The organism is uncultured Phenylobacterium sp. (assembly GCF_902826855.1).
Classification (GTDB): Bacteria; Pseudomonadota; Alphaproteobacteria; order Caulobacterales; family Caulobacteraceae; genus Phenylobacterium.
The window spans coordinates 1-21,883 of the sequence record NZ_CADEGK010000065.1 but is presented as its reverse complement, the minus strand read 5'-3'; the positions used below and the strand labels follow the sequence as shown (position 1 = coordinate 21,883).

25 protein-coding genes and 1 pseudogene are annotated in these 21,883 nt (G+C 71.0%); 15 read left to right on the top strand and 11 right to left on the bottom strand.

Going from position 1 to position 21,883, the window contains the following annotated elements; all coding sequences use genetic code 11:
- A pseudogene (locus QZV94_RS10935) lies at positions 1-745 on the top strand (alpha-2-macroglobulin family protein); the annotation flags it as partial.
- Between the two features lie 132 nt (positions 746-877).
- Positions 878-2,929 carry a penicillin-binding protein 1C gene (gene pbpC / locus QZV94_RS10930; protein WP_293677892.1) on the top strand — a complete coding sequence of 684 codons (2,052 nt, stop codon included), beginning with the start codon at positions 878-880 and terminating at the stop codon, positions 2,927-2,929.
- On the opposite strand, the gene QZV94_RS10925 is transcribed toward pbpC, so the two are convergent.
- Genes QZV94_RS10925 through QZV94_RS10915 form a run of 3 tightly spaced genes read right to left on the bottom strand, consistent with a single transcriptional unit; the run spans position 2,926 to position 4,867 of the window.
- Complete coding sequence (locus tag QZV94_RS10925; protein ID WP_293677890.1) at positions 2,926-3,546, bottom strand: carbonic anhydrase; 621 nt, start codon at positions 3,544-3,546, stop codon at positions 2,926-2,928. The two genes, pbpC and QZV94_RS10925, sit on opposite strands and share 4 nt — an antisense overlap.
- A complete protein-coding gene (gene maiA, locus QZV94_RS10920) occupies positions 3,543-4,187 on the bottom strand; it encodes a maleylacetoacetate isomerase (RefSeq protein WP_293677889.1) in 645 nt (214 codons plus the stop codon). The genes QZV94_RS10925 and maiA overlap by 4 nt, the downstream gene beginning before the upstream one ends.
- Complete coding sequence (locus QZV94_RS10915; protein WP_293677888.1) at positions 4,187-4,867, bottom strand: fumarylacetoacetate hydrolase family protein; 681 nt, start codon at positions 4,865-4,867, stop codon at positions 4,187-4,189. Before QZV94_RS10915 ends, maiA begins: the two co-directional genes overlap by 1 nt.
- A gap of 172 nt (positions 4,868-5,039) precedes the next feature.
- On the opposite strand from QZV94_RS10915, the gene QZV94_RS10910 reads away from it, so the two are divergent.
- Together QZV94_RS10910 and QZV94_RS10905 are read left to right on the top strand one after the other, a co-directional pair.
- A complete protein-coding gene (locus tag QZV94_RS10910; RefSeq protein WP_293677887.1) occupies positions 5,040-5,393 on the top strand; it encodes a YbaN family protein in 354 nt (117 codons plus the stop codon).
- 163 nt (positions 5,394-5,556) lie between these two features.
- Positions 5,557-6,765, top strand: a complete 1,209-nt coding sequence (locus tag QZV94_RS10905; RefSeq protein WP_293677886.1) for a CaiB/BaiF CoA-transferase family protein — start codon at positions 5,557-5,559, stop codon at positions 6,763-6,765.
- 216 nt (positions 6,766-6,981) lie between these two features.
- Here the strand turns inward: QZV94_RS10905 and QZV94_RS10900 are convergent, their stop codons facing one another.
- On the bottom strand, positions 6,982-8,394 hold the full coding sequence (locus tag QZV94_RS10900; protein WP_293677884.1) for an HWE histidine kinase domain-containing protein: 1,413 nt from the start codon (positions 8,392-8,394) through the stop codon (positions 6,982-6,984).
- A 169-nt stretch (positions 8,395-8,563) separates the two neighbouring features.
- Here QZV94_RS10900 and QZV94_RS10895 point away from each other — a divergent pair, with 169 nt between their 5' ends.
- From QZV94_RS10895 to QZV94_RS10885, 3 genes are all read left to right on the top strand, one after another.
- Positions 8,564-8,869, top strand: coding sequence for a hypothetical protein (locus tag QZV94_RS10895; RefSeq protein WP_293677883.1), 306 nt, complete (start codon positions 8,564-8,566; stop codon positions 8,867-8,869).
- Positions 8,866-9,255, top strand: coding sequence for a hypothetical protein (locus QZV94_RS10890; protein ID WP_293677882.1), 390 nt, complete (start codon positions 8,866-8,868; stop codon positions 9,253-9,255). Before QZV94_RS10895 ends, QZV94_RS10890 begins: the two co-directional genes overlap by 4 nt.
- Positions 9,256-9,328: 73 nt before the next feature.
- Positions 9,329-9,514, top strand: a complete 186-nt coding sequence (locus tag QZV94_RS10885; protein ID WP_293677881.1) for a DUF1328 domain-containing protein — start codon at positions 9,329-9,331, stop codon at positions 9,512-9,514.
- Here the strand turns inward: QZV94_RS10885 and QZV94_RS10880 are convergent.
- Genes QZV94_RS10880 through QZV94_RS10870 form a run of 3 tightly spaced genes read right to left on the bottom strand, consistent with a single transcriptional unit; the run spans position 9,511 to position 11,544 of the window.
- Positions 9,511-10,305, bottom strand: coding sequence for a metallophosphoesterase (locus QZV94_RS10880; protein ID WP_293677880.1), 795 nt, complete (start codon positions 10,303-10,305; stop codon positions 9,511-9,513). The two genes, QZV94_RS10885 and QZV94_RS10880, sit on opposite strands and share 4 nt — an antisense overlap.
- Positions 10,302-11,216, bottom strand: a complete 915-nt coding sequence (locus QZV94_RS10875) for a diacylglycerol kinase family protein (RefSeq protein ID WP_293677879.1) — start codon at positions 11,214-11,216, stop codon at positions 10,302-10,304. The genes QZV94_RS10880 and QZV94_RS10875 overlap by 4 nt, the downstream gene beginning before the upstream one ends.
- Positions 11,185-11,544: a hypothetical protein gene (locus tag QZV94_RS10870; protein ID WP_293677878.1), complete on the bottom strand. Its 360-nt coding sequence runs from the start codon at positions 11,542-11,544 to the stop codon at positions 11,185-11,187. Before QZV94_RS10870 ends, QZV94_RS10875 begins: the two co-directional genes overlap by 32 nt.
- Before the next feature lie 206 nt (positions 11,545-11,750).
- Between QZV94_RS10870 and QZV94_RS10865 the strand changes: the two genes are divergently transcribed.
- The 4 genes from QZV94_RS10865 to QZV94_RS10850 all read left to right on the top strand — a co-directional run bounded on the left by QZV94_RS10865 (position 11,751) and on the right by QZV94_RS10850 (position 13,524).
- Positions 11,751-12,092, top strand: coding sequence for a YMGG-like glycine zipper-containing protein (locus QZV94_RS10865; protein ID WP_293677877.1), 342 nt, complete (start codon positions 11,751-11,753; stop codon positions 12,090-12,092).
- A gap of 83 nt (positions 12,093-12,175) precedes the next feature.
- Positions 12,176-12,622, top strand: a complete 447-nt coding sequence (locus tag QZV94_RS10860) for an OmpA family protein (RefSeq protein WP_293677876.1) — start codon at positions 12,176-12,178, stop codon at positions 12,620-12,622.
- A 392-nt stretch (positions 12,623-13,014) separates the two neighbouring features.
- Positions 13,015-13,221 carry a hypothetical protein gene (locus tag QZV94_RS10855; protein WP_293677874.1) on the top strand — a complete coding sequence of 69 codons (207 nt, stop codon included), beginning with the start codon at positions 13,015-13,017 and terminating at the stop codon, positions 13,219-13,221.
- Between the two features lie 12 nt (positions 13,222-13,233).
- Entirely contained in the window at positions 13,234-13,524 is a 291-nt protein-coding gene (locus tag QZV94_RS10850) for a hypothetical protein (RefSeq protein WP_293677873.1), read from the top strand.
- A gap of 77 nt (positions 13,525-13,601) precedes the next feature.
- Here the strand turns inward: QZV94_RS10850 and QZV94_RS10845 are convergent, their stop codons facing one another.
- The gene (locus QZV94_RS10845) at positions 13,602-14,399 is read right to left on the bottom strand and encodes a response regulator (protein ID WP_293677871.1); all 798 of its coding nucleotides are present in this window, start codon (positions 14,397-14,399) and stop codon (positions 13,602-13,604) included.
- Between the two features lie 232 nt (positions 14,400-14,631).
- On the opposite strand from QZV94_RS10845, the gene QZV94_RS10840 reads away from it, so the two are divergent.
- From QZV94_RS10840 to QZV94_RS10825, 4 genes are all read left to right on the top strand, one after another.
- Positions 14,632-14,820 (top strand): NepR family anti-sigma factor, encoded by a 189-nt coding sequence (locus QZV94_RS10840; RefSeq protein ID WP_293677893.1) that lies wholly within the window; start codon positions 14,632-14,634, stop codon positions 14,818-14,820.
- Complete coding sequence (locus tag QZV94_RS10835) at positions 14,817-15,440, top strand: sigma-70 family RNA polymerase sigma factor (protein WP_293677870.1); 624 nt, start codon at positions 14,817-14,819, stop codon at positions 15,438-15,440. The genes QZV94_RS10840 and QZV94_RS10835 overlap by 4 nt, the downstream gene beginning before the upstream one ends.
- Before the next feature lie 12 nt (positions 15,441-15,452).
- Positions 15,453-17,162, top strand: coding sequence for a sensor histidine kinase (locus tag QZV94_RS10830; RefSeq protein WP_293677869.1), 1,710 nt, complete (start codon positions 15,453-15,455; stop codon positions 17,160-17,162).
- Between the two features lie 61 nt (positions 17,163-17,223).
- The gene (locus QZV94_RS10825) at positions 17,224-17,361 is read left to right on the top strand and encodes an entericidin A/B family lipoprotein (RefSeq protein WP_293677868.1); all 138 of its coding nucleotides are present in this window, start codon (positions 17,224-17,226) and stop codon (positions 17,359-17,361) included.
- 206 nt (positions 17,362-17,567) lie between these two features.
- Here the strand turns inward: QZV94_RS10825 and QZV94_RS10820 are convergent, their stop codons facing one another.
- The 3 genes from QZV94_RS10820 to QZV94_RS10810 form a co-directional block, all read right to left on the bottom strand.
- A complete protein-coding gene (locus QZV94_RS10820) occupies positions 17,568-18,380 on the bottom strand; it encodes a protein-glutamate O-methyltransferase CheR (RefSeq protein ID WP_293677867.1) in 813 nt (270 codons plus the stop codon).
- Entirely contained in the window at positions 18,377-18,745 is a 369-nt protein-coding gene (locus QZV94_RS10815) for a PleD family two-component system response regulator (protein ID WP_293677866.1), read from the bottom strand. The genes QZV94_RS10820 and QZV94_RS10815 overlap by 4 nt, the downstream gene beginning before the upstream one ends.
- 70 nt (positions 18,746-18,815) lie before the next feature.
- Positions 18,816-21,883: P-loop NTPase fold protein (locus QZV94_RS10810; RefSeq protein WP_293677865.1), on the bottom strand; the 3,068-nt coding region annotated here is incomplete at its 5' end.

The window sequence follows — 21,883 nt, the reverse complement described above, 5'->3', positions numbered from 1 at the left end:
GGAGTCCGGGGAAACGGCCACGGCGCGATCCCTGCAGTCCCGCCTCGAAAACGCCGTCCGCGATCCCGACAGCCTCAACACCCAGGAACAGGCTCGCCTGCTGCAGGCGGCCTTCTTCATGATGCGCGCCTCTGGCCCGGTCAGCATCCAGGCGACCGGTGTCACCCCGCTGCCCGGCGCCGGCGGCGCGCCGCGCTGGTCGGTGACCAAGGTGGCGGCCGCCCGCTTCGCCAACGCCGGAACTGGCGCGCTCTGGCGCACGGTCACGGTCACCGGGGCCCCGGTGTCGGCCCCGCCGCCGGCGGCCAGCGGCCTCACCCTCGGCAAGCAGGTGCTCGGCATGCGCGGCGAGGCGGTCGATCCCGCCGCCCTGCGCCAGGGCGACCGGGTGATCGTGCGGGTCAGCGGCAAGTCCCTCCAGGGCCGCAGCCTGGCGCTGGTGGTCGATGACGCCCTGCCCGCCGGCTTCGAGATCGAGACCGTGCTGTCCAACGACGATACGGAGAACGGCCCCTTCCGCTTCCTCGGCAAGCTCACCGCCGCCGACGCGCGCGAAGCCCGCGACGACCGGTTCATCGCCGCCACGGACCTGCCGGGCGCCGCCGACTTCGCCTTCGCCTACATCGCCCGCGCCGTCACCCCTGGAGACTTCCTGCTACCGGGCGCCGAAGCCCGCGACATGTACCGGCCCACCGTCACGGCCCGGACGGCCGCGAGGCGGGTCGGCATAGCGCCGGGATCGTGAGTGGGCCGGTCGGCGCCCCCCAACTCGTCATCCCACGGTCAGCCGCAGGCTGATCCGGGGGACCCAAGCCGACTCCCCGCCATTCTGACCTCAGCTTGGGTCCCCCGGATCGCCCTGACGGGCGACCGTGGGATGACGGCGGCGAGGAACGCCCGCAGGCTCACCCTCGCGCTCCTCGCCCTCATGGCCGCTCAGACCGTAGTGTTCGCCCTCGACAGCGCCTTCCCCCCCAACCTCACCCGCGCACGGTCCGCCTCGCCGGTGGTGCTAGACCGTCACGGGGCCTGGCTGCGTGCGCTGCCGGTCGAGGACGGCCGCTGGCGGCTGCGGGCGGACCTGGCGCGCACCGATCCGCGGTTCATCGAGCGTGTCATCGCCATGGAGGACGCGCGCTTCTGGATCCACCCCGGCGTCGACCCCGCCGCCCTGGCCCGCGCCGTCGGCTCGGCGATCGCCACCGGCCGCGCCACCTCCGGCGCCTCGACGCTGACCATGCAGACCGCGCGCCTGCTGGAGCCGCGCCCGCGCACGCTCGGATCCAAGGCTATCGAGGTGCTCCGCGCGCTGCAGTTGGAGGCCCGGTTCTCCAAGCGCGAGATCCTGGCGCTCTACCTCACGCTGGCCCCCTACGGCGGCAACCTCGAGGGCGTGCGCGCCGCCAGCCTCTCCTACTTCGGCCATGAGCCGGAGAGCTTGACCGACGCCGAACAGGCGCTGCTGATCGCCCTGCCGCAGGCCCCTGAAGCACGCCGCCCCGACCGCCGCGCCGCCGCCGCCCGAACCGCGCGTCGGCAGGTGCTCGCCCGCCTGGTCCGGACCAACCACCTCGACGCTGCGACGGCGCAGGAGGCCGCCGCCGAGCCGCTCCCCGGCCGCGCCGCCTTCCCTGCCCGCGCCTGGCACGCCGCCGGCCAGCTCGCCCAGGCCGCACCGTCCGCGACGCCGACCGTCGTTTCCACCCTCGACGCCCCGCTGCAGGCCCGGCTGGAGGCGCTGTCCATCGGCGCCGCCAAGGCCGAGGGCGGGGGGACGACGGCGGCGATCCTCGTGGTGGAGATCGAGGGCCGCGCCGTGCGCGGTGCGGTCGGCTCCTCCGGTCTCCAAGGGCAGGGCGGCTGGATCGACATGACCCGGGTGCGCCGTTCGCCCGGCTCGACGCTGAAGCCCTTCATCTACGCCTTCGCGTTCGAGGACGGCGTCGCCGCCCCGGATACCCAGATCGACGACGCGCCCACCCGCTTCGCGGACTACCAGCCGGAGAACTTCGACCGCGTCTTCCACGGCAAGGTCACCGCCCGCGAGGCCCTGGCCCAGTCGCTCAACGTCCCGGCCGTCGCCACCCTCGCCCACGTCGGCCCCGAGGCGTTCGAGGCGCGGCTCACCGCCGCCGGCGTGATCCTGGCGCGGCCAAGGGCGGAGACCCGCGCGCCGGGCCTGGCGCTGGCGCTGGGCGGGGTCGGCGTGACCCTGCGCGATCTCAGCGTGCTCTATGCGGCGCTGGGCGACGGCGGTGTCGCCAAGCCCCTGGCGTGGACGGAAGGCGAGGCCGCGCAGCGCCGGCATGGCGCTGGCCACCGCCTCGTGCGCCCGGAGGCCGCCGCCCAGGTCATGGACATCCTGCGCGAGACACCGCCGCCCGCCGGGGCCAGCCCCGCCGCCCTGCTCCGCGACCGCCCGGTCATGGCTTTCAAGACCGGCACGTCCTACGGCTTCCGCGACGCGCTGGCGGCCGGGGTGGTCGGGGGCTACGTCATCGTGGTCTGGACCGGGCGACCCGACGGAGGGGCCCGCGGCGGCGTAACCGGCCGCGATGCGGCGCTGCCGCTGCTGTTCGATGTGGCCGACCTGCTCTCGACCTCCAGCGCCGCGCCCCGGCCCATCGCCCCGCGCTCGGCCCCGCCGGCGCTTCGCCAGCTCGTTCCCGACGACCGCGGTCCGCAGCTGATCTTCCCGCCAGACGGCTCGACGGTGCAGGTCGAGGGCTTCGGCCCCGCCGCCCGCGGCCTGTCGCTGGCGGCGGGCGGCGACGCGCTGGCCTGGTACGTCGACGGCGCGCCCCTCAGCCCCGAACCCGTCAGCGGCCGGGTAATCTGGCGGCCCGGGAGCCCGGGGTTCTACAAGGTGATGGTCGTGGATGCAGAGGGTCGCAAGGCCCAGGCCCGCGTGCGGGTGACGGCCGGCTAGTCCACGAACTCCGCCAGGTCCTCGGGCCCGGCCACGCTGATGCCCAGGTCCGTCACCAGTCCCGTGCCCAGGGTGTAGACCCAGCCGTGCACGCACAGCGGCTGGCCCCGCTTCCAGGCTTCCTGGATGAACACGTCGGACGCCACGTTCTTCACCTGGCGGATGACGTTCAGCTCCACCAGCCGGTCCCAGCGCGCCTTCTCGTCGGGCAGGGCCTCCAGCTCGTGGCGATGTTCGTGATGGACTTCGCGGATCGGGTGCAGCCAGTGGTCCACCAGCCCGCGCCGCTGGCCGTCCACCGCCGCGGCCACGCCGCCGCAGCCGTAGTGACCGACCACCAGGATGTGCTTCACCTTGATCACGTCCACCGCGAACTGCAGCACCGACAGGTAGTTGGCGTCCTGCGGCGGGGCCAGGTTGGCGACGTTGCGGTGCACGAACAGCTCGCCCGGATCCAGGTCGACGATCTCGTTGGCCGGCACGCGGCTGTCCGAGCAGCCGATCCACAGGTACTCCGGCGCCTGCTGGCCCTCCAGGCGCTTGAAGAACGTCGGGTCCACGGCCACTTTGCGCGCCGCCCAGGCGCGGTTGTTGGCCTTCAGGTCATCGAGGGTCATGCGGGCTTGGCGTCCGGTTGGCGGTTGGGATGGGCGGCGAGGAACGCCGGGTGAAGGGCCGCGCGGTCGGCCACGCCGGTCAGCACCGGCCATGGCGTCAGGTCCAGCTTGAAGCGGCGGGCGGAGTAGACCTGCGGCACCAGGCAGCAGTCGGCCAGAGTCGGGGAGTCGCCGAACGCGAACTGGCCGCCGTGCCGGGCGATCATCGGCTCCAGGGCGTCGAACCCGTCGCGGATCCAGCCCTGGATCCAGTCCGTGATCGCGGGCTGCTCAACCCCGAGCTCGGTCAGCTTGTGGCCCACGCGGGTGTTGTTCAGCGGGTGGATGTCGCAGGCGACGATGTTGGCCATGGCGCGCACGGTGGCGCGGTCGAGCGCGGCGCGCGGCAGGATCGGCGGGGTGGGCCGGGTCTCCTCGAGCCACTCCAGGATCGCCAGGCTCTGGATCAGCACATGGCCATCGCCCAAGTCCAGCGCCGGTGAGAGGCCCTGCGGGTTCACCGCCCGGTACGCCGGCAGCTTCTGCTCCCCGCCCACAAGATCGATGGCGGCGTATTCGTACTCCACGCCCTTCAACGCCAGTCCGATGCGCACGCGGTAGGGCGCGCCGGCCCGCCAGGCGGAGTGCAGCGTCCAGGCCATCAGGTCACCGTGAAGGCGATCGCGCCCACGCCCGCCACCTCCCCCGTCACCCTGTCCCCGCGCACCAGCGGCCCGACGCCCTCCGGTGTGCCGGTGTAGATCAGGTCACCGGGCCTGAGCGTCCAGAGCTGCGAGGCCTGGGCGATGATCTCGGCCACGTTCCAGAGCATATCGGCCACCACCGCGTCCTGCCGCACCGCGCCATTCACGCTGAGCGCGATGCGCCCCTGCGGCGCTGGCCCGCTCCAGCGGCGGATTGCCGAGATCGGCGCGCTGTCGTCGAAACCCTTTGAGGCGTCCCAGGGTTGGCCCTTCTCGCGGGCCGCGTTCTGGATGTCGCGTCGGGTCAGATCCACGCCGACGGCGTAGCCCAGCACCAGCTCCAGCGCGCGGTCGACCGGCACGTCCGTCCCCGCCTCGCCGATCGCCACCACCAACTCGATCTCGTGGTGCAGATTGGCGGTGCCGGGCGGGTAGGCGGGGTCGTGGCCCGGCGGGACGATCGCGTCCGCGGGCTTGGCGAAGAAGAACGGCGGATCGCGGTCGTCGCCGCCCATCTCGCGGCGGTGGGCGGCGTAGTTGCGTCCCACGCAGAGGATCCGGCGGACCGGGAAACCGCCCTGCTCACCCTCGACGGGGACCACGGGCGGCGACGGCGGGGCGATCACGTACTCAGCCATGGCGCCGCCTTTAGGCCGCCGCGCACCGGAAGTGAACCCCGCGGTGATCGCGATGCTCGCAGCTCCCACCGCCCGGCGCGCCTCTTGCGGACATCCCCGCCGCCCCTCATGACGGACATTCGGGCGCGGCGCCTCCTCGGCGCCGCGACCCTGGCCAGACGAGGGGCGGCGCTTGCTTCGGAGAGTCCATTTCGCCGCCGGCGTGGTCAGCCTGGTCCTGGGCGCCATCGGCGTCGTGCTCCCCCTGCTGCCCACGGTCCCGTTCATCATCCTGGCGGCCTACTGCTTCGGGCGCAGCGACCCTCGGCTCGAACGCTGGCTGCTTGAACACCCGCGCTTTGGGCCGACCATCCGCCAGTGGCGCGAACGCGGCGCGATTTCACGCAAGGGCAAGGTCGCGGCGACGCTGACTTTCCTGGTGAGCATCGCGCTCGCGGTCTTTCTTGTCCCGCTGCCCTGGACGCTGGTCCCCGTGGCCGCAGCGCTCATCGCCGGCAGTTGGATTTGGACGCGGCCAGAGGCCTGAGGGGCGCCCTTGGCCCGCCGCGCCTGAGCGTAGGCCGAGCGGGTCGATCGGCACGCAGCCAGCCGCCCACGGATCTACGCGGTTGTGGGGGTATCAGGCGGCCGTAGCCCATCCGCGCAGAACCCCCTTGGAGCCACCGCGTCACTCCCGCTATGGCGGAGGCATGACCACGCCCCCCGCCCCCGGCCCGCTCTCCGACCTCGTTGTCATCGAGATGGGGACGCTTATCGCCGGCCCGTTCTGCGGCCAGATCCTGGGGGACTTCGGGGCGGAGGTGATCAAGGTCGAGGACCCCCGCGTGGGTGATCCGATGAGGCAGTGGGGCCGGAGCCTGCCCAAGGGGCTGTCACCCTGGTGGCCGGTGATCGGTCGCAACAAGAAATCCGTCGGCCTGGACCTGCGCAAGCCGGAGGGCCAGGCCCTGGCCAAGCAGCTGATCGCCCAGGCCGATGTCGTGGTCGAGAACTTCCGGCCCGGCGCCATGGAGAAGTGGGGCCTGGGCTACGAGGCGCTTTCCGCCATCAACCCGCGGCTGATCATGGCGCGGGTGTCCGGCTTCGGCCAGACCGGGCCCTATTCGCAGCGGGCCGGCTACGGCCTGATCGGCGAGGCCATGGGCGGCCTGCGCTACGTCACCGGCGAGCCCGACCGGCCCCCGGCGCGGGCCGGCATCTCCATCGGCGACAGCCTCGCGGCCATGCACGCGGTGATGGGGATCACCATGGCCCTGCACCACCGCGCCAACACCGGCATGGGCCAGGTGATCGACGCGGCGCTCTATGAGAGCGTCCTGGCGGTGATGGAGAACCTGGTCACCGAGTACGACCTGACCGGCTATGTGCGCGAACGCTCGGGCTCGATCCTGCCCGGGATCGCCCCTTCGAATGCGTACCCCTGCGCCAAGGGCGAGATGATCCTGATCGGCGGCAACGGTGACAACGTCTATGCGCGGCTGACCGAGGCCATGGGCCGACCGGACCTGAAGACCGACCCGAAGTTCGTCGACCACGCCAGCCGCGGCGTGAACCAGCACGAGCTGGACGAGATCATCGCCGCCTGGACCGCGACCTTCGCGCTCGACGAGCTGTTGCCGATCCTGGAGGCCAAGGGCATCCCCGCGTCCCGCGTCTTCCGCGCCCCCGACATGCTGGAGGACCCCCAGTTCGCCGCCCGCGAGGCCTTCGTGACGGTGCCGCACGAGGTGTTCGGCAAGGTCCGCATGCAGAATGCCTTCCCCAAGCTCTCCGCCACCCCGGGCGCGGTCCGCTGGCCCGGCCCGAAGCTGGGCGAACACACCGACGCGGTTCTTGCCCAACGCTGCGGCTGCACGCCGGAGCGGCTTGAGGCCCTGCGGGGCGCGGGCGTTATCTAGCCGCGTAAACGAAACGGCCCGCGACCTGTGCCGCGGGCCGAGCTCAGAAGTCCGGGTCGCCGGATACCGGGCGAGATCCCTTGGCCACCGGTCTGGCCCCCGCGAATGACCGCGAGCCCTCTTAGCGCGCTGAGATAACGGAGGAATCCGCACGTTCCGAGGTGGCGCCTTGTCTCAGCGCGATCTCGCCGCGCGGCGTTCGGACGCTGAGGATGGTTAGCGACCCGCCAGCAACTCAGCGACCGCGGCGGCGACCTGCGTGACGTCGTACGGCTTGCGGATCACCGGGGCGTCGAACCCGCCCGGCGCGCCCGCGGACTCGCCATAGCCGGTGGCGAAGACGAAGGGGATGCCGCGCTGCTGGAGGAGCTCGGCGACCGGCGTCACCGAGCGGCCATTGAGGTTAGCGTCCAGCACCGCCGCGTCGATCGGCTGGTCCAGCAGCGCCAACGCCTCCTCCAGCTCATAGGCCGGGCCGACCACCGTCGCGCCCGCGTCGGAGAGCCCGGTCTCCAGCTCGAGCGCCAGCAGGACAGCGTCCTCGACGATCAGCACCCGCGCGCCTTTCAGGCTGGCCGGTCCGCGCGAAGTGGCCACCGTTTCCGTCAGGCGAGCGACCGGGGCCTCGGGGACGACGTCCGGCCGCTCGGCGACCGCCTGCGGCCCCGCCGTGAACTTCGCCCGCACGCCGGCGGGCCTATACTCCACCTTGACGTCGCCGTTCAGCTCGCGCCCCGTCACCTGGCCCAGCAACGTCGTGCCGAACCCTGTCCGCGCCGGCGCCGAGACTGTGGGCCCGCCGCTCTCGTTCCACACGGCCTCGAACCCGCCGGTCGGCAGGGCCGTCCAGGTGAGCTTCACGTGCCCGGAGTCCACCGAAAGCGCGCCGAACTTCACGGCGTTGGTCGCGAGCTCGTGCAGCGCCAGCGACAGGGCGTTGGCGGCCCGCGGGGTCAGGAACAGCTCGGGTCCCTCCCAGCTGGTCTGGCCGGGCGCGATGGCGCCCAGTTCGGCGGCGGCCAGGTGGTCGATGGCGGCGCCGCGCCAGCGGGCGGCGGTCAACAGCTCGTTCGCGCTGGCCATCGCCTTCAGCCGCCCGCTGAAGGTCTGCAGGAAGGAATCCAGCGAGGTGGTCCGCTTGGCGGTCTGCTGGGCCAGCGCCTGGACGGCGGCCAGCACGTTCTTCACCCGGTGGTCGAGTTCCGACATCAGCTGGTGGCGCGTGTCCTCCTCCAGGTGGTGGCGGCTGACATCCTCGACGATGCCGGTGAGCCGCTCGGGCTCGCCCTTGGCGTCGCGGCCGATCACCCCCGCCATGCGCAACCAGATGATTGCCTGGTCAGTGGGCCGGATGATCCGGAACCGCGTGTCGAACGCCTCTCCCGACTTCAGAGCAGCCGTCCGGTAGACCCGCAGAGCGTCGATGTCGTCGGGGTGGGCGTGGACCTCCATCAGTTCGCCGACCTGTACGGTCATCTCACCCGCCGGAAATCCGGTGATGCTCGCCATTCGATCGCTGATGAGCAGGGTGTTGGCGCCGAGGTCCCACTGGAACTCTCCCAGGCCGGCGGCCTGGAGCGCCAGTTCCAGCCTCTTCTGGCCCGCGCCCTGATCCACTGCGTCGCTCATAGGGGGGCGAACATAGGAAAGACCTGGCCGCAAGGCGACTGGCTAAGCGCGCATTTCTTTTCGTGGCCGCAACGCGACCTCTTTGCGGCCCCGCCTGGAACGACCTATGTTGCAGTGCGTTGTCGCGAAGCTTCCCGCGGGGGGAGCTATTCCGTTCGGAGAATTGCACATGCCTGCCAAGGCCGGATCACTGACGACTGAAGACGTGGCCGACGTGGCCAACGACACTGCCGCCAAGATCAGCGCCGACGCCCAGAAGGCGATCGCCGATGCGGCCAAGCGCATCGAGGCCGCCGTCCAGCAGGGCATCGAACAGGTCCGCGCTCAGAGCCGCGTCTATGCCGACGTGGCCTCCGAGCAACTGGACGAGGCGACACGCGTCGCCAGCGAGCAGATCCGCGCCCGGCCGCTCGCCTCCACCGGCGCGGCGCTCGGGATCGGCGTGCTGATCGGCATGCTCCTCGCGCGGCGTTGAGCCTGAAGCGGATCCTCAACCTGGCCGCCGCGCTGGCCGCCGTCGCGGCGGCTGCGGCCGTGGTGATCGTGGCTGCAGCCTTCGCGGTCTATGCCTTCGCCAGGGAATACCTCACCGAGGCGGCTTCCGCCGCGGTGGTCGCCGCGGTGTTCGCCGTCGTGGCGCTGATCGTGGCCGTATTGGCCACCGGAAAGGTCACGCCCCGCGGTCCAAAGGCCGAGGAAACCTCCGTCGCCGATCGGCTGATGGTGCTCGCCAAGGAACGCCCGCTGGTAGCCCTGGGGGCTGCGGCCGCCGCTGTGACCGTGCTGGTGCGCAACCCTGCCGTGATTACGGCCGTCGTAAGCGCCTTCATGGCCGGCAGCGCCAGCAAGACCCGCAAGTAGGGCCGGAACACCGCACTCCCCAGAGCGTTGCTCTTGAGCAGGTCCATCCCGGCCTGCCTTCGGAGATTGTGACATGCTCGGTTGGGCCTTGACCTTTCTGGTGGTCGCTCTGATCGCCGGCGTGCTCGGTTTCACCTCGGTAGCCGGCGCCGCGATGGGTATCGCCAAGATCCTGTTCTGGGTGTTCCTGATCCTGTTCGTCGTCTCGCTGGTCATGCACCTCGTGCGCGGTCGGGGCGTCGGACCTGGACCGCTCTAGGACGCACTGGCGCCTGGTCGCCGATTGAGCGCCCAGGTGCGATAGGGCTCGAAGTGCGAGCCCGTCCAGGCGAGGGCGGTCACGCGGAAGAAGCCGTCCTCGACCTCGACCACGTTGAAGCCCGGCGGCACGCCGCGCTCCCGGACCGACAGCGTGCCGGCCCCCACTGCCCAGGTAAGCCCGTCGCCATCCGGGTATGCCCAGGTGAACGGCGCGTGGATGTGGCCCGACAGCACCAGATCCACCTTCGCCGCCGCAAACTCCGAAGCCGCGCGCGGACCGCCCCAGACCCGCGCCGTCATGGGCCCGCCGATCATCTCGATCAGCGGATGGTGCACCACTACGATCCGCACGCCCTGCTGCTGAGCCAGCCAGTCGGCCGCCGCCCGCGCCCGGGCCTTGGATATCTGCCCTTTTGACCAGTTCAGCCGCGGCTGGGCTCCGCGCGCGGTGTTGATGCCGCGCACCGCGCCGCCCGCCCCCACCCAGCACTGGAATGCCGCCGGACCGATATAGCGCTCGTAGCGGCGGAACGGGTCGAAGATCCGCTCCGCCCAGGCGAGGTACGGGGCATCGTGGTTGCCTGGGGTGACGAACACTGGGCTGGGCAGCCGGTCCAGCCAGGCCTTGGCCAGTTCGAACTCGGGCGCCTCGGCGTACTTGGTCAAGTCGCCGGAAACCACGGTCAAGTCGAAGCCGCCAGCGCGGATGTAGTCTCCCGCTGCGGCCACGGCGCCCACGTTCTCGCCACCGAAGTGGATGTCCGACAGGTGCGCCAGCTTGAAGCTCACGTCTCGTCCTTCGGCGGGGCCAGCAGGCGGCAGACTGCCGGCTCGTAGCGGATCTCGGTGGCCGCCTTCAGGCGCACGGTCTCACCGTCGAGCAGGGCCGGGATCGAACGGGCCGACCACACCTTGGCGGTGCGGCACGTTTGGGTTTCGACGGCGGGGTCGTCGCGCCAGTTGCGCACCAGCGCGTTCAGCCCCAGACGCAGCACCTCGCCGGCGCCGTGGACGTCCAGCGCGGCCGCTTCCAGGACCTGAGCCTCTTCGTCTAGCGCCGCCGATGCCACCGGGCACATCAGCACCAGCGCTTCGGCCTTGGCCCGCGGGCCGCCATTGATCGAGTAGCGCAGGCGTCCGGTAAACGTGCGGTCGAGCGCCCGCTTCCCCCGCCGCCATGCCAGCCGCAACTCACCGTCCCGCACCGCCTCGCGCGCCGGGGCCCAGAGGGCCGGGGACCCGAGCACCGCGCCGCAGAGGAAGCGGTGGCCTTCCACGCAACCGCCGCCGACCAGCCGCTCCTCGCCCTCGTCCAGCGCCAGCCGCAAGGCCTCGGGCCACGGCCGCGCGCCATATACCGCGTGGGGCAGCATGTTCATGGTTCCGCCCGGCAGCGGGGCGATCATCGGCCCCTTGGGCCCGCACAGCTCCGCCGCCGCCCGCGCGGTGCCGTCGCCGGCCAGGACCACAAGCAGGTCAGGGTCGGACGCCACGCAGCCGGCAAGGCATTTGGCCAACTCCTTCACCTGCGGCGTGCTGATGCGCGCCTTGATTCCATACTCCGCGAAAATCTTCGCCAACTCGTCAGGCGCATCGGGGCCAACGCCGCCCGCGGCGACGTTGGCGACGACCTCGATCCTGGCGAGGCGCGGACGGGTCCCGGCGGTCTTACTTCGAGGGGGCAGCCGCGTCGGTCCCATTGCTGGTGGACGAAGCATCGCCCGCCGCCACGTCACGAACCGCTTGGCTGGCCTGGCTGGCCGCGTCGCGGACCACGGGTTCGGCCTGCACGGCAGCCGTGGCTAGATTGCGGTCTACCACGGTCCCGGCCCCGCTGAACGAGCCATTCACGGCGGCGAGCACGAGGACGGTCACCCCGACGACCGCGGCGATGATCGTGAAGGTCATAGCCACCGGGTGGCGGCGGCGCGCCTGCTTGGCGTCCTGACGGCCGCGCTCGTAGGCCTCGCGTAAATCCGCAGCTTCCTCCCGGCGGGCGGTTGTCTCCCGTTCACTGGTAGAGGTCACGGCGAAGTCTCCGATTCTGGGTGCGCCAGTGCAACGGCAGGCTCTCGCGTTGGTTCCGGCCGGAACTGGGCCTTGGACAAAGCGTTCTGCCGCCCGAGCGCATCCCGCCGGAGTGAACCCCGGTTCGGCGGAGAGGATGCGCTCAAGAGTTTCTCCGCGGGCCTTCACAGCTCGGGGGGACACCCCACCAAGGAGAGCCACGAGTGATGATAAAGCCAATTATCGCCATGATCGGCGCCGGCATCCTGGCCGCGGGCTGCACCAGTTCGGGCAATGTCGAACGCAACGCCGCAGGCGGGGCGGTTCTCGGCGGTCTGGCCGGCGCTGCGATCGGCGCGGTCTCCGGCGACGTCGGCGTCGGGACGGGCGCGGCCGTCGGTGCGGCAGTCGGCGGCACCGTCGGCGCCGTGAAGGGCTGCCGTGAAGACGGAGGCTGCGGGGCGTCCTCCCCCAACCGCCGCCAGTACTATGACGAGCGCGCCGGCCGCTACTACTACTACGACAGCGGGACCGGCCGATACTACTGGGAGAACGGCACGCCGCGCTGAAACGTGACTTGACGCCGAAACCGGAAGGGGCGGCCGGACGCACTCCGGCCGCCCTTTTCGCTCGTCTCCAGGAGGGGCCGACGATGAAGACCGCCACAATGACAGGCCTGGTTCTGACCGTGGGGCTAGCCGGCTGCTCCAGCACTGGAATGCGCGCCCGCATGGAGCGCCCGGCGCCGGTATGCGAGGACGTCACCGTGCCTGTCTACTTCGACACCAACCGGGCCCAGCTCACCCGCGAGGGCCGCCGTGTCATCGCCATGGCGGCCGCCGACGCCAGGGGCTGCACGGTCGACAAGGTCCAGGTCACGGGCCTCGCAGACGCCAGCGGCGACCCCGCCGCGAACCTCGAACTGTCCAGGGCCCGGGCCGCTTCGGTGGCGGACGCCCTGCTGCGGGCCAAGCTGCCGCCGGCGGAGTTCGATCTGACCGCCGTCGGCCAGGCGGGCGCGGTGAACACCGAGGGCCAGAACCGGCCCCTGCGCCGCCGGACCGACCTGGTGCTCAAGCTGAGCAAGCCGAAGACCTGACCCCGCCCACTCCGTTCGCTGGGAGGCAGAGCGGCCCCCAAAAGGAAGGGCGGGTCCAGTGGACCCGCCCAGGTGTGCATCATCGAGAAAAGGGGTGCGGAGACGGCAGACTGGCGTGCTCGCCAGCCTCAAGTCGGGGGGGGCGTCGCCGCCTCCGCAGACATAGAACCCGCGTGAGCACGATGCGTTCCGGGACGCTTCAACTTTTTTGAGAAATTTGCGCGGCCCATCGCACGCCGCCTCAGCGCCGCGAGCTCACTTCGCGCTCACCCTGCTGCGCGCGCGGCCAAAACGCAAGTGAATCCGGCATGTTGCCAAGCGTTACCGCCGGCGGCGGGAACGTCGCGTTAGCCACATGCGTTACGGCTCAGTCCAGGGACAGGTCGTCTTCCATGAAGAGTTCTTTCGCAGCTCAGACCGGATTGAAGCTGGCTCGCAGCCCCAGCGCGCAGCAGCTTGCGATGCGCCGTCGACTGGTCGCGCTCGGCGCCGTCATCGGCCTGGCGATGGTCAGTGGATTGCTGGGCGTGCTCACCGTCCCGCCCGGTCCCATCGAGCCTCCGGCCCGCGCCGGTCCTTTCAGCTATTTCCCCTCCTAGGAGCCCAATCTCATGACCTACTCGCCGCGCGAGTCCGGCCACCCCGTCCTCAACACCACCCGCGCCCGCCAGGGCCGCTGGGGCCGCCAGGTCTTCTGGGTGCTGGTCTTCGGCACCGTGCTGGCCGGCCTCGGCATGTTGCTGGCCTACACTTGGCGCGGAGAGGCGGACCCCGCCCCCGGGTCTGTCGCCGCACAGCAGGGCATCGGTCCAGCCTACGACACACCCGCCGCCCCGGCTGTGGCCCCGGCGCCCAGCCCCACGTCCCCCGGCCCGGCGACGCCCGCCCCGCAGACGCCGTAGAGCGGGGCCAACGGAATCAAGAAGGGCGCCGCTCTCCCGAGCGGCGCCCTTCTTCGTTCCGGAGCGCAGCCTCTAGGTCAGGCGGCCTGCTTGGCCGTCTTCCGCGGATGGAAGAACAGGGCTTGGCCGATCGCGGCTTTCACCGTCTCGGGCTGGAACGGCTTGGTGATCAGGAAGGTGGGCTCCGGGCGTTCGCCGGTCAGCAGGCGCTCGGGGAAGGCGGTGATGAAGATCACCGGAACGTCGTAGCGCGCCAGGATGTCCTTCACTGCGTCGATACCCGACGACCCGTCCGCCAGCTGGATGTCCGCCAGCACGAGACCGGGCGTCTTGCGGGCCACCGCGTCGACCGCCTCGGTGCGCGTGGCGGCGATGTCCACCACGGTGTGGCCGAGCTCGGTCACCAGCGCCTCGATATCGGCGGCGATCACCGGCTCATCTTCGATGATGAGCACATCGGTGGCCAGTTCGGCGTCGATCTCGGCCTGGGCCTCGGCGATCAGGCTCTCGACCTCGGGGAAGTCGGCGTCGAGGATCTGGGCGGCCTCGCTCGGCGTGAAACCTTCCAGCGCGGTCAGGAGGAACGCCTGACGGGAGCGCGGCGCGATCCGCATCAGCCGTCGCGTGGTGTCGTCGTAGCCGTCGTCGTCCACCGGCGTTTCGAGCTGCGCGCCCGAGCTGCACCAGATCGCATGGAACACGTGGTAGAGCGCCACCCGCGGCGTCATCGACTCTTCGAGCGAGCGTTCACCGGCGGCCAAGGCCTCCAGCGCGACGCGCACGTAGTGATCCCCGGTGGTCTGATCACCCGTCAGAGCGCGGGCGTAACGGCGCACGTAAGGAAGATGCGGCGCCAGTCGGGCTAGAAGACTCAAGGGTGACCCCTCCCGTTGCAGTTCGTACCCGGCAGCCCGTCGCAGGGGAAGCATGCCCCCGACAGGCCCCATCATGGGCTAAAAACGTCACCGGTGGGAACCGGTTCCCTTTACCACCCGTTTTCCGCATCTTGCTCGGGCTGGTGTCGGAACCCGAACAAGGGCGTGCGCGTTGAGCGACCACAAGGACCAAAAGAGGGGGCGGCCTTCGCGCGAGCGGGGCGCCGACGATATGATCGAACAGCGTCAGTCACCGGATCGCCGCAAGGCGACCGCAGCCCTAGACGAAGCCCGCCTGCGCCAGCAGGCGATTGGCGTGCGCCTGCGTCAGATGTTCGACGACGTGGTCAACGAGGACGTGCCCGACGAGTTCCTGGAAATCCTGCGCAAAGCCGACGCCCGGAAAGAGGGCGGCCAATGAGCCCGGAGGCTCCCACCCCCAGGCCTGGCCGCTCGCACGCCGAGCGCACCCCGGCGGCAGACGCCGCCTTCAAGACCGAGTTGGTGCAGCTCATCCCGCACCTGCGCGCCTTCGCACGCACGCTTTGCGGTGATCCGACCGCGGCCGACGACCTGGCGCAGGACGCCATGATGAAGGCGTGGGACGCGCGCGCCAGCTTCCAGATGGGCACCAACATGAAGGCCTGGACCTTCATGATCCTGCGTAACCAGTTCTATTCGGAGAAGCGCCGGTCGTGGCGTCAGAGCCAGCTCGACCAGGAGGCCGCCGAGCGCACGCTGGTGGCGGTCGACGATCCGGAGGCGCCCGTCGCCCTCGACGAGTTGCGCCAGGGCCTGGCCATGCTGCCGCCGGAACAGCGCGAGGCGCTGATCCTGGTGGGAGCCGGCGGCTTTGCCTACGAGGAGGCTGCCGAGATCTGCGAATGCGCCGTCGGCACGGTGAAGAGCCGGGTCAGCCGGGCGAGGCGCGCTCTGCACGCCATCCTCGAGAACGGCGCCTATGATCGGGATGGCGGATCAGCCGGGGACGCCATGCGTTCTATCCTGGCCGATGCGGAGCGTCTAAGCACCGTCCGGTAAGGACGGGTTAGGATGGCGCGCTCACCCCGGGCTTCTCTGAGTACGATCCGCGTCCGCTTGACCGCGGCGCTGGCGGCGGCGCTGCTGCCCGTGCTCATATTGGGTGGCTTGCAGTCGGCGATCGCGTTCCAGCGGGAAGGCCGCGAGCTGCGCCAGACCCTCGGGTTCGCCGCCGAGCGCAGCGCCGCCACGGCGCAGGCCCGCATGGAGGGCGCCAACGTCCTCCTGGAGACCCTGGCCCCGGGCGCCATCGGCTTCCAGTGCGCCCAGCGCCTGGCGCAGGTGGCCACACGGGTGCCAGGCTACCTGAACCTCATCCGCTTCGACCGGCAGGGTCGTTTGGTCTGCGCCGCCGGCGACGTCCCCGCCGACGCCCAGCGCGCCAGCCGCCCGTGGTTCAGCCAGCTGGCAGGCGGTCGCGACATCGCCATCACTCGCGACCCGGGCCTCGCCTACGCTGACGAGCCGGCGGTGATGACTGCGATCCGCGCGGTGGATGACACTGGCGCCTTCGACGGCGCCTTCGCCGCGGTGATCTCGCTGCCAAGCCTGCAGCCGCGGGTCAACGACCCGGGCCTGCCCAAGGGCGCCGAGGTGGGCCTGGTGGAGAAGACGGGCAGCTACATCACCAGCACCGACACCAACGCCTTCCCCCGCCTGCCGGCCGACTGGCGGGCCAAGGTCGAGGCCGCGGGGTCCCTGGTCTGGTACGGCAAGGACGCCCTGGGGCGCCGCCGGGTCTATTCCGCCGCGCCGGTGGTGGGCGACGAGGTCTATGTGGTGCTCTCCGCCCAGTCGCCTGGGCTCCTGTCATGGGCGCGGCTGAACCCGCTCACCGGGGTGGTCTTCCCGCTGCTCACCTTCCTGCTGGCGCTGGCCGCCGTGACGGTGGTCACCGACCGGGTGGTGGTGCGCTGGATCGCCTATCTGCAGCGCATCGCATCGCTTTATGCCCGCGGCCGGCTGAGCGTGCGTCCGGTCCAGGCCGAACAGATGCCGCCCGAGATCCGCGAGCTGGCCGAGACCCTGGAGGACATGGCCGACGCCATCGTCGGTCGCGACGCTTCCCTGCGCGACTCCCTGGCGCAGAAGGACGCGCTGATGCGTGAGATCCACCACCGGGTGAAGAACAACCTGCAGGTCATCTCCAGCCTGCTCAACATGCAGCAGCGCGCGCTCAGCGATCCCGCCGCCCGTTCGGCCATGAGCGACACGCGCCAGCGGATCACCGCGCTGGCCCTCATCTACCGCGCCCTCTACCAGGGCCCCGACCTGAAGCGGGTGGACCTGCGCCCGTTCCTCGAGGAGCTCACCGCCCAGCTCGTCTCGGGCGAGCTGCACCAGGGCCTGGCTGTGCGAACCGAGCTGAAGGTCGATCCCCTCGTGATCGACCCTGACCGCCTCGCGCCCCTGGCGCTGTTCGCGGTGGAGGCGATCACCAATGCCCAGAAGCACGCCTTCGCCGGCCGCGGCGGCGTGCTGAGCCTTAACTTCACCGTCCGCGGCGAGGAAGCCGAGCTGGAGATCTCCGATGACGGCAAGGCCGGCGACGACGCCCTCACCGCCTCCGGCGTCGGCCGCACCCTGATGACGGCCTTCGCCCGCCAGCTCCGCGGCCGCGCCCAACTCACCCGCAACGCCAAGGGTGGGATCACCGCGCAGCTGATCTTCCCGACCCCCGCCGCCGAGGCCGTCCAGCCCGGGAACCAGGCCGCAGCCTAGAGCGTTGCCACAGGGCGAAGTTTCATTCCCGACTCACCGGGGCCCTTCTCGGAGCTAATCCATGCGCAATATAATTGTCCTGGCCGTCGTGGCCGTCAGCCTCGCCGTCTCGGCGTGCAACACCGTCTCCGGCGCCGGCAAGGACGTCGAGTCCGTTGGCGGCGCGGTCACCGACACGGCCGAAGACGCCAAGCCGTAGGCGTCACGCCTGCTGCAAGGCTGGAACCATCGGGACCCCGCGACGCAAGTCGCGGGGTTCTTGATTCTGGCCGCCCGACGTTGCGCCGGCGCCGGGTTGGTCCGACCGCCATCGACCGCATGTCCGCGAACGCGCCGTTGAGGACCGCAGGTCCCTGCTACTCCCTTGCAGAGAGACCCCGCGCGGCGTCCGAACGCGGGTTTCGTCTACGCGGCTGAGCGGACAGCGTCATGGTGATCCGCGAAGATGCCCGGGCCGACGCGCGTGAAGGCGTCGCCAGGGTCGTCCTTCAGACCCAGCACCAGCCGCCCACCGGGGGCCAGCGCGCCGGACAGGCTGTTCAGCACGCGCCCTCTCGCCTCCGGCGCCAGCTGCCCGAGGGCGCCCCGGCACAGCACCAGGTCGAAGCGGCCGTCGCGGCCCAGGTCGTCCATCAGGTTGACGCGCCGCCAACGCACCAACTGTCGGATGCGCGGGGACAGGACAAAGCCCTCACCGAACGTCTCGAAATGCCGGACCAGCAGGCGCGCCGGCAGGCCCCGTTGGACCTCGAACTGCGAGTAGATCCCCGCCTGCGCCTTCTCCAGGCAGCGTTCGGAGAGGTCCGAGCCGAACAGCGCCACCCGGCCCGATAGGTTCGGCGCTTCGGCCAGCAGCATGGCCAGCGAATAGACCTCCTGGCCGGTCCCGCAGGCTGCGCTCCAGACCCGGACCGGCTCGTTGCCGCGCGCCCGCGCCAGCCGCGGCAGGACCTCCTCGATCAGGGTCAGGAGCACCTCCCGGTCGCGGAAGAACTCCGACTCGGGCAAGGACATGGCCTCGACCAATCCCCAGCCCATCCGCATGTCGCCGCGCGCCCGCACGGCCTCGATGAAGCTCTCGGGGGAGTCGAAACCCTCGCGCCGCGCCGCCGGCCACAGCCGGCTCTCGATCAGGTAGCTCTTGTCGATGTCGATCTGCAGACCCGCTCGCGCCAGGCAGAGCGCGCAGACGAAAGCCAGGTCCGCCGGCGGAATCATGCGGCCATACCGAGATAGGCGAGCTTGGCGGCGACGATGCCGCCATCGAACGGCTTCATGATGTATTCGTCCGCCCCGGCGTCGAGCGCCTCGCGGATGCGCTCGATCTCATTCTCGATGGTGCAGAAGATCACCTTGGGCGTCTCGCCGCCCCGCTCGGTGCGCAAGCGGCGAAGGAACGCCATCCCGTCCATCGCCGGCATCCGCCAGTCCAGCAGGATGACGTCGGGCATCACCGCGCTGCACCACGCCAACGCCTCGACTCCGTCACCAGCCTCGGCCACCTCGAACCCCAGGTCTTCCAGGATCCGGCGGGAGACCTTGCGGATCACGCGGCTGTCGTCGACGACGAGGCAGGTCTTCACTGGACGCTCCGAGGTTCGGCCGTCGTTCATCCGCCCGAATCGGTTAACGCCCCTCCAACAGGCTGTCTTTTCAGGCCTCGCGGCCGAAGGCGTGATCGAGCGTGCGGAAGGCTTCCAGCTGGTCCTGGGTGGGCGGCCAGGCGTCCGGAAACCGCTCACGGAACTGCGCCAGCGCGGTCTTCGCGACCTGGGTCTTCCGGGGCTCTTCGGAATGCTCGCCTGGCGCGCGCCCGGCCAGGGCGTCTTCCAGCCACCCGGGCTCGGCCTGCCGCAGGGCCTCCAGGGCCACCAGCATCTCGTCGGGGACGACCTTTTCCGCTGGCGCCTCGCCCGCCGGTCCCAACAGCCGGCCCATTCCCGCGTCCGGCGGCTCCACCGGCCGGAGGCGCATCGCCTTCAGACGCAGCCGGTTCTGGTGGCGCTTCACGCCCCGCGGCGTCCTGTCGGACAGGAACACCAGCGGGTGCCATATCTGCAGCGCCTCGCGAAACCGCTCGGAGTCCTCCTCCTGGTCGAACGCGACGACCACCGCCCGGCGCGCCAGCAACAGGGCGGCTATGATCAGCCCGACGACCAGCGGCCCGAGCGCCAGCACGGCCCAGACCCATCCCGGCGTGGGCGCCGGGCCCTGGGGCGCGGCCGACTGCGGCGACGTCTCGCCGGTGGCCTCCTGAGCGGGCGTTGCACCATCGGCCACGACGGGACCGGCGGCGGCGCTGTTGGCCGCGGGAGTGACTGGCGCCGTCGATGTGGGAGCGGTGGCCGCGGCTGCCTCCGAGCTTGCCTTGGCCATCTGCCGGGCGCTGGCGTCGGCGACTTCCGCCCCCACCCAGATGAGCAGCAACGCCGCCACCGCCAGCGGTGTAACCACATCGGGCGCTGCGCGCGCCCAACGCAGCAGACGGGGGCCCCAGACCGGCTGCGGCGGCGGCGGCTGACCGTCCACCAGGCCGAGTGTTCCCTCCAGGGTCGCCTCGGGCACGGGCACCGTCACGTTGATCAGCTTGTGCAGGTAAAGCCGCGCCTGCTCCTCGGCGGCGATGCGGTCGGAGTCGCCCCAGTCGCCGCGACTTCCGTCACGGATGGGCGGCTGGGTGGCCACCGCCTTGACCACCCGATCCTCGTCCATCCCCAGGAAGATGAACACCGGCGCGCGACCGCTGGCCAGGAAGTTCACCGCCTCCAGGATCTCCATCAGGTTGGGCGGTGCGCAGCGGTCCAGATCGTCGATGAAGATCACCAGGCCAGCGTCCGCCCCGACGCGAAGCGCCTGGGTGGCGTCTTCGAACTCGCGGGCGAAGCGGTGGCGGAAGCTGAGCTGACCGGACAGTTCGCCGAGCGAGGCGTTCCCCTTCAGGCTGGCCAGGAGGGCGGCCGGCGCCAGCCCCATGCGCTTGGCCAGGAAGCCGGCGATCCCCAGGACGGCCAGGATCCCGGTGGGCAGGCCTAGGGTCGGCACCAACAGCTTCATGATCCCGGCGGCGTCGGCGGCCTCACCGGCCGGTGCGTCGGCCACCAGCTTGTCCAGTCCCAGCATCACCAGCAGGGCCGCCACGCCCACGATCAACAGCGCCAGCACGACCGCATTGGCCACCTCGCGACCTCGGTGCCGCATCAGCCGCAGGCGGAAGTTCAGTCCCGAGGCCGTCCACAGCGGCGGCGTCGCCTGGTTGCGCACGTTCTCCAGCAGCGCCGCCAGAAGATGATCCTCCTTCTGGTGGTGCCAGGCGTTGAACCAAACCGGCCGCACGCGCCGGCCCTGCAGGTCTTCGTAGACCAGGTTCATCAGCGAGCTCTTGCCCGATCCCCACACCCCGGAGATGGCGATGGTCAGGGGCGGCTTGGTCTGGCTGTTGCGCACGAACCTCGACAGGGCCATGGCGACCGGCTTCAGCTTCAGCGGATCAGGATCGGCCCACCCGATCGGCAGGTCCGACACCCCCGCCGCCTCAATTCCCTCCGCCACCGCCTCGCGCCGCCGCAGCATCCCCCCGGCCGCGCCCACGAAGGCGAACAGGAACACCGAACCTGTGAGATAGGTCCACGGTGCGGGCAGGGCGTCGTACTTCAGGTGGCTCCACGAGCGTCCCTGATCGCGGGTCTCGAAGAGCTGCGGTGGGGTCTCACCGACCCAGTCCGTGGAAACATAGCCGTGCTCGGCGTCGAGGAAGACGACCGAGGTCAGGTCGGCGGCGGTCTTCAACGTCACCGACCACGCCTCGCCATCGACCGGCGCCGCGGCGCCTTGCCGGTGCAGCAGCATCCGTCCGCCGGTGAGCAGGCCGGCGCAAAGCGAATCCCCGGAGCTGAGCGGCTGGCCCGGTGCGGCCGGGAAGGCATGACAGCCGCCGCCGGTCACCTGCCGCCGCAGCGCCGGGTTCGACCAAAAGAGGGCCAGCAACGGGTTGTCCGCGCCGGAGTGATAGAGATCGCCGCCCACCCGCTGGAACTGGCCACCCAGCGCGGAGCCGGGCGCTGGATTCAGAACGACCTCGACCTGTGGAATCCTGAGCAGGATCGACGCTTCGGGGCCGCCGCGCGCAAGGAGGCCGTGGACCACATAGCGGCGCGGGGCGATCTTCTCCACGGTCGGAGCCGGGCTCGTCCGCAAAGCGTTGGCGGGGAAGAACCGCCGTCCGCCGTCGGTGGTGAGTGCGCCCAGGCGCATCCCGTCGGTGGCGATGCAGACCGCGCCGTCCCATGAGCAGGCGGCCGCCGCGCCGCGTCCGTCAGCATCCCCCGCGGCTGCGCCCGGGGCCAGTGTCCGCCCCAGCGCCGCCAACTCCGCCGGCGGGAGGGTGCGGTAAGTATAGGCCGCACTGGGCGTGTCCTTCGGGATGGGCGTCTCGGCGGTCGGCGGCGCCGGATCGGGGGCCGACGGGGTCCGGGGGCGTGGCGTGGGCCGAGGCCCTGGGCGCGGCTTTGGCGCCGGCGCGACGACCTGGTTCTGCTCCGGGACCTTGGAGATCTGTTCGGGCGCCCGCTTGACGTCCTGCTGGAGGTAGGGCGGCTCCTTGGATGGGTTGTCGATGAACCCCGCCTTGATCAGACGGGGTGCCGCGGCCGGCGCCGGAGTATCGAAGCGAACGGCAGAGGGCGCGGCGGGTAACGCCAGCGGTTCGGCCGCCGTTTCGCCGA

Excerpts from the sequence above, each read along its gene's own strand:
- pbpC (WP_293677892.1), top strand. The coding sequence starts at position 878 with ATGACGGCGGCGAGGAACGCCCGCAGGCTCACCCTCGCGCTCCTCGCC.
- QZV94_RS10925 (WP_293677890.1), bottom strand. The coding sequence starts at position 3,546 with ATGACCCTCGATGACCTGAAGGCCAACAACCGCGCCTGGGCGGCGCGC.
- maiA (WP_293677889.1), bottom strand. The coding sequence starts at position 4,187 with ATGGCCTGGACGCTGCACTCCGCCTGGCGGGCCGGCGCGCCCTACCGC.
- QZV94_RS10915 (WP_293677888.1), bottom strand. The coding sequence starts at position 4,867 with ATGGCTGAGTACGTGATCGCCCCGCCGTCGCCGCCCGTGGTCCCCGTC.
- QZV94_RS10905 (WP_293677886.1), top strand. The coding sequence starts at position 5,557 with ATGACCACGCCCCCCGCCCCCGGCCCGCTCTCCGACCTCGTTGTCATC.
- QZV94_RS10900 (WP_293677884.1), bottom strand. The coding sequence starts at position 8,394 with ATGAGCGACGCAGTGGATCAGGGCGCGGGCCAGAAGAGGCTGGAACTG.
- QZV94_RS10895 (WP_293677883.1), top strand. The coding sequence starts at position 8,564 with ATGCCTGCCAAGGCCGGATCACTGACGACTGAAGACGTGGCCGACGTG.
- QZV94_RS10885 (WP_293677881.1), top strand. The coding sequence starts at position 9,329 with ATGCTCGGTTGGGCCTTGACCTTTCTGGTGGTCGCTCTGATCGCCGGC.
- QZV94_RS10875 (WP_293677879.1), bottom strand. The coding sequence starts at position 11,216 with ATGGGACCGACGCGGCTGCCCCCTCGAAGTAAGACCGCCGGGACCCGT.
- QZV94_RS10865 (WP_293677877.1), top strand. The coding sequence starts at position 11,751 with ATGATAAAGCCAATTATCGCCATGATCGGCGCCGGCATCCTGGCCGCG.
- QZV94_RS10860 (WP_293677876.1), top strand. The coding sequence starts at position 12,176 with ATGAAGACCGCCACAATGACAGGCCTGGTTCTGACCGTGGGGCTAGCC.
- QZV94_RS10855 (WP_293677874.1), top strand. The coding sequence starts at position 13,015 with ATGAAGAGTTCTTTCGCAGCTCAGACCGGATTGAAGCTGGCTCGCAGC.
- QZV94_RS10850 (WP_293677873.1), top strand. The coding sequence starts at position 13,234 with ATGACCTACTCGCCGCGCGAGTCCGGCCACCCCGTCCTCAACACCACC.
- QZV94_RS10840 (WP_293677893.1), top strand. The coding sequence starts at position 14,632 with ATGATCGAACAGCGTCAGTCACCGGATCGCCGCAAGGCGACCGCAGCC.
- QZV94_RS10835 (WP_293677870.1), top strand. The coding sequence starts at position 14,817 with ATGAGCCCGGAGGCTCCCACCCCCAGGCCTGGCCGCTCGCACGCCGAG.
- QZV94_RS10830 (WP_293677869.1), top strand. The coding sequence starts at position 15,453 with ATGGCGCGCTCACCCCGGGCTTCTCTGAGTACGATCCGCGTCCGCTTG.
- QZV94_RS10825 (WP_293677868.1), top strand. The coding sequence starts at position 17,224 with ATGCGCAATATAATTGTCCTGGCCGTCGTGGCCGTCAGCCTCGCCGTC.
- QZV94_RS10820 (WP_293677867.1), bottom strand. The coding sequence starts at position 18,380 with ATGATTCCGCCGGCGGACCTGGCTTTCGTCTGCGCGCTCTGCCTGGCG.